Raw genomic sequence first — 10,939 nt, forward strand, 5'->3', positions numbered from 1 at the left:
CCTGTCATAACGAGATACGCTTGTTTGATAAGGATTTTTTCAGTGGTCGGCGCTTCGGGTGGGAACCCGGGGCGCCTTTCTCTTCCCCGATTATCAACGACCACTAAAAATTCTTATCATGCCAGACAAGCAACACCATACCCCCACGGGGGAATTGTCCTATTACGGACTTTCGTTACTATCCTACCTCAAGGACAGCCACCCGGAACTCATCGCCGAAAGTGAGTTCATCGCCGAGCGGGCCGACAGCGCCGCCCAAGCGTACAGCGAGGCGATCCGTTCGGGCTGCAACCACATCGAGGCCGAAGAAATTGCCCGCGAGGAACTCTGCCGCGGACTGCACTTTTCACCCTACAACACGCTGGTAAACATCCTCTGGAGGGAATTCGAGGCGGAGATTCCCGAGGATACCGCCCGGCAGGCGGCTCTACGCCTGCTGCCCCTCTGCCGCGGGGTGCTGGAGAAGTACGACCTCACGGACGACTTCGCCGACACGCCCGACTACGAACTGTTCTATACCGAACTGACGGGAACCGTCCAAATACTTCTCGAAGATGGCATTCAATAAGAAAACCCACCTCCGCCAGAATATCGACGCGCTGAAGACGGCCTTCACGCTCGACAGGGAACGGCGGGCGCCGACTCCCGAAGAAGAAAGGACACTCGGCGCATACAGCGGCTTCGGCGCCATCAAGGAAGTGCTGGAAAACCCCACCGGGAAACCGGACAAGGACGGCATGGCAACGCTCGTGGCCGAGTTGCACGAGGTCATCAGGGCGAACACCCCCGACGAACGGGAATACAAGCGCTACATGGACGGGATCAAGAACTCCGTCCTGACGGCTTTTTACACGCCCCCGAAAGTGGCAGACGCCATCGTGGAGGCGATATGGGACACGCGGATCGTCCCCAAACGTATTCTTGACCCCAGTGCGGGAACGGGGGTTTTCGTCAGTGCCGTGGATTTCCACGCCCCCTATGCGGAGATCACCTGCTTCGAGAAAGACCCCGCCACGGGGTTGATCCTGAAGCACCTGCACCCCGAAAAACGGGTGCGGGTACAGGGATTCGAGCGCATCGAACCCAAATACGCCGGTTACTACGACGTGGCCGTGAGCAACATCCCTTTCGGGGACGTGGCGCTCTTCGACCCGTTCTTCTCCACCCATACCGACCCCGTGCGGCGGCAAGGCACACGGGCGCTGCACAACTATTTTTTCATGAAGTCCGTCGATATGGTACGCGAGGGCGGCCTGGTGGCATTCATCACCTCGCAGGGAGTATTGAACGCCGAGCAGGGACGCCCCGTGCGCGAGTGGCTGATGAACCGCTGCGAGCCCGTATCGGCCATCCGGCTGCCGAACAACCTCTTTACAGAACACGCGGGGACGGAGGTCGGCAGCGACCTGGTTATCCTGCAAAAGAAAGCCGCCACGGGGGAACTGTCCGAACGGCAGCGGGATTTCATCGAATCCCGCAAGCTGTCGAACGGCATCCGGATAAACAACCTTTTCCAGTCGTTCGACAGGGTGATCCATACCGAGGCCAAAGTAGGCAAAGACCCCTACGGCAAACCGGCGATGGAGTTCACCCACGCGGAGGGCGTGGACGGCATCGACCGGGAGATGCGGCGTATGCTCTCGGAGGATTTCAACCGGCATTTCAACGAGAGTTATTGCCTGGAACATGCTCCGGAACAGACACCCGGTACACCGGAGCGGGAATTGTCCCGTCCCCGTCAGGCGGAACGCCAGCGTGCCGAAAGACACGAGCCCCGCCTTGCCGGAGAAATCGTCAAGGAGATTATCGCCGATGCCCGTAACCTTCAGCAGCAGCGGGAAGAGGAGGAAAAACGCCGCGTCGTCGCCGAAATGGCGGCGCAGGGCTACCATGTCGATACCGAAACCGGGGAGATTACCCGAATCGAAAACAAACCCGGACAAGTGTCACCGGATTCTGCTGCCACACCCGCCGGAGAACCGACCGGAGAGGATCTGGCCGACTTCGGGGCCTGGTCGAAAGAGCGGGAGAATCGCTTGTGGGAGCAGCACCCGCCGAAACCCGAAGATTTCGGCATGGCAGATACTCCCGTGCAGCACGTGGGCGGAATAACGGAACCGAAACCGCGGGAGGGCTTCGCCGGGTCGCTTTTCGACACGGTGGAAACGGCGGCTCCCGTACCTGCCACCCAAGCTGCCGAACCGGTAAATGTGCAGCAGGAACCGTTGCTGACGCTCTACGATCTGTTCGGCTTCAGCGCCGAGGAGCGGCGGCAGGCAGAACTCGGTATATCCAAGAAAAGGAACAGCCGCCGGGGAGCAAAGCGGAAGACGCCCCGACAACCCTCATTATTCGCCCCGGCCTCCTCTCCGGAGGAACAGAAGAGCGAAATGCCGAAAACGACGCCACCGGAGCGTGATCCCGAAGACTTGTATGCCTCCCTGAACTGGGAGGACAACCCGCCGATCAACGGCTTTTACGAGATGATGATGTCGCTTACCCCGGAACGGAGGGCGGAATTGCGCCGACAAAGCGCCCGGCTGCAGGAAACCCCGGAACAGCGGGAACGGCAGGCGGTACACCCCCCGACGGAAGCCCCGAAAGGCAAACGGAAACAAGCCGCCGGTACGCCGAGAACGGGCGGCCTGTTCGACACGCCGGACAATCCAGAGGAGGAAGAACCCGGTAAAGAAATGCCGCAGATACGGGAGGCGGATATGAAACCCCGACCGTTCGAGGGGGAGGTCGCCCCCTATTTCCGCGAGGGAACACTCGTCACGGACGGACAAAACCGGGTCGGCTACCTGCGGGAGACTGAATCCCTGCAACCCATGTTCCACCCGCTGGAACTCACGCCTGCACAACGGACGAAAGCCTCCATGTATATCGAGATACGCGATGCCTATTACCACCTTTATAACAACGAGGCGGAAACGCTGACGGCGAACCCCGCCCTGCGGGAGATGCTCAACCGGCTTTACGACAATTTCACCGAACGCTTCGGACGGCTCAATGACAAACGCAACCTCGACCTGATCAAGATGGACGCGCGGGGGACGGAGATTCTGTCGCTGGAGCGTTACATCGACGGCAAGGCACGCAAAGCCGACATCTTCGAGCGTCCCGTGGCCTTCAATCCCGATGAGATCACGCACGCCGACGACGCTTCGGAGGCCCTTGTGGCCAGCCTGAACAAGTACGGCCGGGTGGAACCGCACTACATGGCCTCGCTCACGGGAACTACCGTGGAGGGAATACTCGGGGAACTGAAAGGACGTATCTATTACAACCCGGAAACGGACGGCTACGAGGTTGCCGACAAGTTCATCGCCGGCAATGTCATCGGGAAAGCCGAACGGATCGAGGCGTTCCTGCGGGAGAATCCCGACCACGCCCCGGCCCGGGAATCGCTGGAGGCTCTGCGCGAGGCGACACCCAAACCCATCGCTTTCGACGACCTGGACTTCAACCTGGGCGAACGGTGGATTCCAAAAGGTATTTACGAGCGTTTCGCCTCCTCGCTCTTCGATACGGAGGTGAAGATCACCTTCGCCTCCAACCTGGACGAGTACGGCGTGAAGGCGGAAGCGACGAACGTGAAGATCACGGAGCAGTATGCCGTCAGCGCGCAGACCCGTAAGTACAACGGCCTGCACCTTTTGAAACACGCCCTGCAAAACACTTCGCCCGACATCACCAAGACCGTCCTCAAATGGGTGGACGGAGAACGGCGGGAGGTCAAAGTGCGTGACGGGGAGGCCATACAGCTCGCCAACAGCAAGATAGATGAGATCCGGGGTGCTTTCCCCGAATGGCTGCGCGAGCAGTCGTCCGACTTCAAAGACCGCCTGACAGACCTCTATAACCGTACTTTCAACTGTTACGTGCGCCCGAAGTACGACGGGACGCACCAGGAATTCCCCGACCTCGACCTCAAGGGGCTGGGAATCGACAAACTGTATGACAGCCAGAAGGACGCGATATGGATGGACAAACTGCTCGGCGGCGGGATAATCGACCACGAGGTGGGCGGCGGAAAGACCCTCATCATGTGCTGCGGGGCCTACGAGAAGAAACGCCTCGGGCTGGCCAATAAACCCATGATTATCGGGCTGAAAGCCAACATCCATGAAATAGCCCGGACGTTCTGCACCGCTTACCCGATGGCCAAAGTCCTCTACCCGGGCAAGGAGGATTTCACGCCCCGGAAGCGTGAGCGCATCTTCCGGGAGATACGCAACAACGACTGGGACGCCGTGATCCTCTCGCACGAACAGTTCGGCATGATACCCCAGTCCCCGGAGATACAGCAGGAGATATTGCAGGCCGAGCTGGACTGTGTGGAGGAGAACCTCGAAGTGCTCAAAGCACAAGGCAGGGACGTTTCCCGCGCCATGATGAAAGGGTGTCAGAAACGCAAGGCCAACCTGGAAGCCAAGTTGCAGAAGGTGGCGCACGCGCTGGAAACACGCAAGGACGACGCCGTGGACTTCCGCCTCATGGGTATCGACCACCTCTACGTGGACGAGAGCCACAAATTCAAGAACCTGACTTTCACGACCCGGCATGACCGGGTGGCGGGCCTCGGAAATCCCGAGGGGTCGCAGCGGGCGCTCAACATGCTTTTCGCGCTGCGTACCATACAGCAGCGCACGGGCCGCGACCTGGGGGCGACGTTCCTCTCGGGAACGACCATCTCCAACTCGCTCACGGAACTGTACCTGCTTTTCAAGTACCTGCGCCCGAAGGAACTGGAGCGTCAGAATATCCGCACCTTCGATGCCTGGGCGGCCATATTTGCCAAGAAAACCATCGACTACGAGTTTTCCGTGACCAACGAGGTCGTGCAGAAAGAACGGTTCCGATATTTCATCAAGGTTCCCGAACTGGCCATGTTCTACTCCGAGATTACAGATTACCGCTCGGCGGAGGATATAGGGATCGACCGACCGCAAAAGAACGAGATATTGCACAATATCCCGCCGACACCCCAGCAGACGGAGTTCATAGAACGGCTGGTGCAATTCGCCAAATCGGGCGATGCCACGCTCCTGGGCCGCCTGCCGCTCTCGGAGCGGGAGGAAAAGGCGAAAATGCTCATTGCCACAGACTACGCCCGCAAGATGTCGCTCGATATGCGTATGATAGACCCCGAACTATACAGCGACCACGTGGACAACAAGGCGAGCCACTGCGCCCGTATGATTGCCGGTTACTACCGCCGTTTCGAGGCGTACAAAGGTACGCAGTTCGTATTCTCCGACCTGGGAACCTACAAACCCGGAGCGGGGTGGAACGTCTATTCCGAGATACGGCGTAAACTCGCGGAGGATTACGGCATACCCCAAAGCGAGGTGCGGTTCATCCAGGAGGCGACCTCGGAAAAAGCGCGCAAGGAGATGATCGCCGGTATGAACGCCGGAAAAATCCGCGTACTCTTCGGATCGACCGAGATGCTCGGGACGGGAGTGAACGCGCAGAAACGCTGCGTGGCGATACACCACCTGGACTGCCCCTGGCGTCCCAGCGACCTGGAGCAGCGCGACGGGCGGGGAATACGCACCGGGAACGAGATCGCCAAACTCCATGCCGACAACAAGGTGGACGTGATATTATACGCCGTCGAGAAGTCGCTCGACGCCTACAAGTTCGGGCTGTTGCACAACAAGCAACTGTTCATCCGCCAGCTCAAGACCAACAACATGGGAAGCCGTACCATCGACGAGGGGGCCATCGACGAGAAAAGCGGCATGAATTTTTCCGAGTATGTAGCCGTCCTCTCGGGAAATACAGACCTGCTGGACAAGGCCCGCCTGGAGAAGAAGATCGCCACGCTCGAAAGCGAACGCCAGGCATTCGTGCGCGGCAAATCATCGAGCCGCTACAAGCTGGAGCAGATCACGGAGAAGATAGAGAAGAACAACGACCTGATACGGCGTATCGGCAAGGATCTGGAACACTTCAAGGCCCGCGTCGAGTTCAACGAGGACGGCTCGTACCGCAATCCCGTGAAACTGAACGGGCTGGAAACCTCCGACCCCAAGCTCATCGGGAAACAGCTCAACCGTATCGCCGAAACGGCACGCACGCTCGACAGGCTCGAACCCATCGGGAGCCTCTACGGGTTCGAACTGCTCGTCCAGAGCGAAACGACCGGGAAAGACGGGCTCGACCTGGTGCAGAACCGTTTTTATGTCCGGGGTGAAGGGGATTATCTATACCAGTATAACTACGGGAATATCGCCTCCGACCCGCGACTGGCGGCGATGAACTTCATCCACGCGCTCGCGACCATCGAGCCGACACTGGAAAAATTCCGGAAAAAGAACGAGGAACTGGAGAAAGATATTCCCGTCCTGCGGGAAGTGGTGGAAAGTTCCTGGCGCAAGGAGCCCGAACTGACGGCCCTGAAAACTGACCTGACGGAAATAGACCGCAGGATACAGCAAAGCCTCAAACCGATAGAAGAGAGCGAGGGAAAGGAGGCGGAGGAGGATAACGACGTGTGCCGGGAACGGCATGACACGGCGGAAGAGCTCCCGAAGGAAGACAACACGGCGGCCCGTATTCCTTCCCGGCTGCGGCAGATTGCCGACGCCTCCGGGGGGCGCATCGTGATCGCGGGCGTGGGCAGCCCGCCGGAGAACGGCCCCGCAAAGAAAGGGATTAAGATGTAAGCGAAAAGCCGACGGAAGTACAGATTTCCGTCGGCTTTTTTCATATGCCCATGAGCGTTGTTGTCACACTTCCTGCAAGAGTGTTTGCAGCTCCTCCTGCGTGGGAAGATAGGTCATGTACTGGGCGGCGAAGACCTGCTTTTCATCTTCGGGCAGCGTATAACGGACGACCGCGTCGTTTTTCTCCGCGCAGAGGACGATACCCACCGGAGGGTTATCCCCGGGATTCATCAACTCACGGGTGTAGTAATTGACATACATCTGCATCTGCCCCAAATCCTGATGGGTCAGCTCCCCGGATTTAAGGTCTATTAAAACGAAACAGCGGGCCAGGTAATTGTAAAAGACCAGGTCGATGTAGAAATGCTTGTCGTCGAAGGAGATACGCTTCTGTCGCGCGACGAAGGCGAAGCCTTTCCCGAGTTCGAGCATCAAGCGCTGCAAGCGGCTGATGAGCAGTTGCTCCAGATCGGTTTCCAGAAAATGCTCTCCCTGGGGGATACCGAGAAACTCCAGGATATACGGGTCGCGGATGATCTCTTTGGGTTCGACACGCCCGGGTTCGGTACGGGAAATCTCCTCTTTCACGGCTTTCTTGTCTCGGCTGGCCAGCAAGCGGTCATAGAAAAGCGTGTTGATTTGGCGGTCGAGCTGCCGGACACTCCAGTTTTCCTTGACGCACTCGTGCAGGTAAAAATCACGGGCGGCATCGCCCGACACCTTGAGAAGCGTGCGGCAATGCGACCAGCTCAATTTATCACACAGCGTGTGATATTTCGGGTAGCACTGGTAAAACTGCCTCATGTACCGCAGGTTGGTGGCCGTGAACCCGTTTCCGAACTCCGCCACGAGCCGCCTGGAAAGGGTGTTGATGACAGCCTTGCCATATCCGGCACGGCCGGTTCCCTGCTGCTCGTACTCCACTATGTATTTCCCTACCTGCCAGTAAGCCCTCACGAGGGTCGAATTGACATGATGTATCACCTTCGCGCGCGCTTCCTGCAAGATATGGCGCACGTTATGCAGTAGCTCTTCCTCCCCTTTGTCGGCAGGATATATTTTATCTGTTTCTTTCATTGTTCATTATTATATAGGCTTCCAAGTGCAAACATACTGATTTTACGGCAAATATCGAACGGTTGTACCGCCTTGTCGTGCCTTATTCCATGTATCTCCGCGTTTTTCCATGACGCCGGACTCTCGGGACAGGGCCTAACCGGAACCGGCAGGACGATCCTTTTTCAGCTTGCGGAAATTACTGAAGTTACGCTCGATGAACCGCAGGACGTCCGATTCCCGGTAGAAGGTCTTGTGATAGATCATCTCGTAAGGCAGCTCTCCCGAGGTGCGGTAACGCTGGAGTGTGCGCTTGCTGATATTGAGCATACGGCACAGGTCGTAATTGTCCAGAAGACGCTCCCCGTCAGGCAGGATGGAAAGCGGTTGCTCCACGTCCCCCGCGCACAGCTTCTCAATACGTTCCAGCCGTTCCGAGAGCCGCTGCATCCATCCGTCGAAATATTCCTTATCCAGAAACATGGCCTACTCCTTTGGTCGGTTTTTGCGCCGCACGGAACGCTCCTTCAGCACACGGCGGATTTCCGTGAGGGAATAATACAGCTTCCGGTTGATGGCCGAATAGGTGATCACGTGATCCGAGCGGAGGCGTTGAAGGGTACGCCCGCTGATGCCCAGGTAACGGCAGACCTGCTCGCCGTCCATCCATTCGTCGTTTATATACTCCTTATTCCATGCACGCCCCTTTTCAGGGAGAGAGGCGATTGCAGCCTCTATTTTCTCTATACGCCCGACAAGCTCGTTATAGGCTCGCGAACTGATCACTATGATTTTCATACTCCTTTGTTTTTTAGTCTGTTACAAAGGTCGGCTTATATGGACAGCTTAAAACGATGTCGGTACGACTTTTTTTTGATAATTTGCAGTGAACTGATTCTCAACGGTTCATGCGGTGAAGAAGGCAGTGTTTTTTACCGAAATCCGCGGCCCGTACTCGGTATTTTTATTGGCAGAAATGCGATAGCATACTGTGATTCAACGCTTAACGGTGTTCTAATCCGGACGGGGCTACAACGGAACACCCGTATCGGCTCCTTATACGGGTGCAAATACGGGCGTTCGGGAAAGTTCCTTTCGAGAGTTACGGGGGAAAACCGACCTCGGTTCTTTTGTTATATACAACGCTGATTATCAGTGCTTCTATAAGAAATAGAGTGCTTTACCGGTTCATGTTCTACTCGGAATTGCCGTTTTTCTTGTTTCGCTTCCACGTCTGCATACGTTTAAGCAGGGCCTCTTTCGCCTTGTCAAGCCACGGTGTCGGGTTGTTTCGGATTTTCATATCGCAGAATGTCCTCGAAAGGTTCATGTCGAGGTGTACGTTGAAAGCGTTGGAAATGTAGCTGGCAAGTTGCGTGAGTGGCACATTGCCGAAACAGCCTTTACTGTCGAGCAGGTAAATAAGTTCCGTCAGATCCGTCTTCGAGTCCTGCCATGTCGGACGCACGTCAGGCAATGGCAGAACCATGTTCCGGAGGTTCGTGCTCTCCAGTGATTCCAATTCGCCCATAAGATAAACCGACAACATATCGTTGGCCAGGATTTTCGCCACCTTGAAATCCGCGTTTGTCGAAAACTGCGGGTCGAGTTCATAGTAGAAGGTTTCCAGGTATTGCTCCGTGTCGGTCTGCCCGCGCAGGAAATAGAGGCTGTCCAGGTGTGTAGCGCCGCTGCGGAAATAGCGGATAAAGTCGAGGCGTTTCTGCGTGTACGCGTTGATGGCCCGAACATGGGCGTCCAGGTACTCCCGTTGTGCCTCGATACTTCCTACCGGACGGTTCATCTCGATATTGTAGAGCTTGCGGTAATAGATCAGACGGCAAAAAAGACGAGGTTTGATTTCTTTGAAGAACTTTATTTCCTCGTCATCGTTTTGAAAACGGTAGCCGATGATATATTGTTTCAAACGGTCGAACGCTTCTCCCAGGACACGTGACGCTTCAAGCGACTTTTTCAACACGTCGGTATCCCGCGATTCGATACGTTCGATACTCCGCAGGACTTCGCTGTTTAATTTTTCTATAAATGCAATCATAATCCGTCTTGTTACTTTCGCGTATAAAGTTAGCGAATCGAAAAACCGGCGGATTACGATTTTTATCTTTCTCTTCGTTTTTTTATCACGGAGCCGATTTTAATGTCAGATCCGACCTTCCTGGCGGATGGAAGTGGGATTGCTCCCCATATTCCGCTTGCAAAAGTCCGTAAAGTGGGATTGGGCGGAGAAACCGCACATGTAGGCTATTTCCTGCAACGTGTAGTGTGTCGTCCGCAACAACTCCCCGATACGTTCGATACGGCGCTGACGTAACCACGAGGAGGCCGAGCAGCCGAAAACCCGCTGGAAACGCCGGCGGAAGGTAATCGTGCTGGAATACCCGCAAACCCCGGCGAGTTCCGTGACGTTATCCGAGGCAAGATAATTCGATTTGACACGGGAGATGAACTCGTAATCGTCCCCCAGGTGCAACAGCTCCTCGAACTCCCCGACATCGGCGGGAGTGAGATGTTCATAAGAGGCGTCGAGCATTTTCAGCATGACAGCAGCGTTACATTCAACGGGCATACCCAATGTCTTACGGGCTTCACGCAGGTAATTCTTGAACCGCAGCCGCAGCGTGTCGTGATGCGGGTAGGAACACTCGGACAGAATGGTGCAAACCGTCCGCAGTTCATCGACACAACAGTAGCCGAAATACCACGTTACAAGACGCTCGACGTAATGGACGACATGAAATTCCTCCGAAAGCATCAGAAGAAGCAGGAACGGGGTGAAATCCTGGTATTCCCTCGTTATGGGACGGGGTGCTTCGTCAAGCAAGGAGGCGATGTCCCGCATCAGCAGAGAATCTCCCGAGTACGCTTTTATTTGTTCGGAACTGCGGGCATAATCCCGGTAACGCGATATGACCGCCGACAAAGCATTGAACTTCACGGCGTGAACGCCTTCTATAAAGGAAGGGCGAAGACTGTTGTAAATGGATAAGTCGGTTTGCATAAGTCATTTCTATAAAACGGAGCCGCATCCCCTTGTTGCCAAAACTCCGCAAGTCGTTACTTATGAACCGCTTGGAACACGGTACGAATCCTAATTACAAATATATCGTATCCGACAATCCGGAACAAATATCAGCAGGCAAAAATGAAAATAAACCTCGTTATTTTTGATTTTTACCTGCAATAAT

Annotated in this window: 7 protein-coding genes; 2 read left to right on the forward strand and 5 right to left on the reverse strand. The window is 55.9% G+C overall.

Going from position 1 to position 10,939, the window contains the following annotated elements:
- Positions 1 to 118 precede the first annotated feature (118 nt).
- Entirely contained in the window at positions 119 to 568 is a 450-nt protein-coding gene (locus DW082_RS10295; protein WP_004295482.1) for a DUF1896 family protein, read from the forward strand.
- Positions 555 to 6,677 (forward strand): helicase-related protein, encoded by a 6,123-nt coding sequence (locus tag DW082_RS10300; RefSeq protein WP_118458476.1) that lies wholly within the window; start codon positions 555 to 557, stop codon positions 6,675 to 6,677. Before DW082_RS10295 ends, DW082_RS10300 begins: the two co-directional genes overlap by 14 nt.
- Positions 6,678 to 6,740: 63 nt before the next feature.
- On the opposite strand, the gene DW082_RS10305 is transcribed toward DW082_RS10300, so the two are convergent.
- The 5 genes from DW082_RS10305 to DW082_RS10325 form a co-directional block, all read right to left on the reverse strand.
- Complete coding sequence (locus DW082_RS10305) at positions 6,741 to 7,754, reverse strand: YhcG family protein (RefSeq protein ID WP_004319206.1); 1,014 nt, start codon at positions 7,752 to 7,754, stop codon at positions 6,741 to 6,743.
- Positions 7,755 to 7,889: 135 nt separating this feature from the next.
- Positions 7,890 to 8,216 (reverse strand): helix-turn-helix domain-containing protein, encoded by a 327-nt coding sequence (locus tag DW082_RS10310; RefSeq protein WP_004295487.1) that lies wholly within the window; start codon positions 8,214 to 8,216, stop codon positions 7,890 to 7,892.
- 3 nt (positions 8,217 to 8,219) lie between these two features.
- Positions 8,220 to 8,531 (reverse strand): helix-turn-helix domain-containing protein, encoded by a 312-nt coding sequence (locus DW082_RS10315; RefSeq protein ID WP_117508529.1) that lies wholly within the window; start codon positions 8,529 to 8,531, stop codon positions 8,220 to 8,222.
- A gap of 397 nt (positions 8,532 to 8,928) precedes the next feature.
- Positions 8,929 to 9,789, reverse strand: coding sequence for an RteC domain-containing protein (locus DW082_RS10320; RefSeq protein ID WP_004295489.1), 861 nt, complete (start codon positions 9,787 to 9,789; stop codon positions 8,929 to 8,931).
- 105 nt (positions 9,790 to 9,894) lie between these two features.
- The gene (locus tag DW082_RS10325; protein WP_004294809.1) at positions 9,895 to 10,752 is read right to left on the reverse strand and encodes a helix-turn-helix transcriptional regulator; all 858 of its coding nucleotides are present in this window, start codon (positions 10,750 to 10,752) and stop codon (positions 9,895 to 9,897) included.
- Between the last annotated feature and the right edge of the window lie 187 nt (positions 10,753 to 10,939).

The organism is Alistipes sp. AF48-12 (assembly GCF_003477565.1).
In the GTDB taxonomy this organism is placed as follows: domain Bacteria; phylum Bacteroidota; class Bacteroidia; order Bacteroidales; family Rikenellaceae; genus Alistipes_A; species Alistipes_A hominis.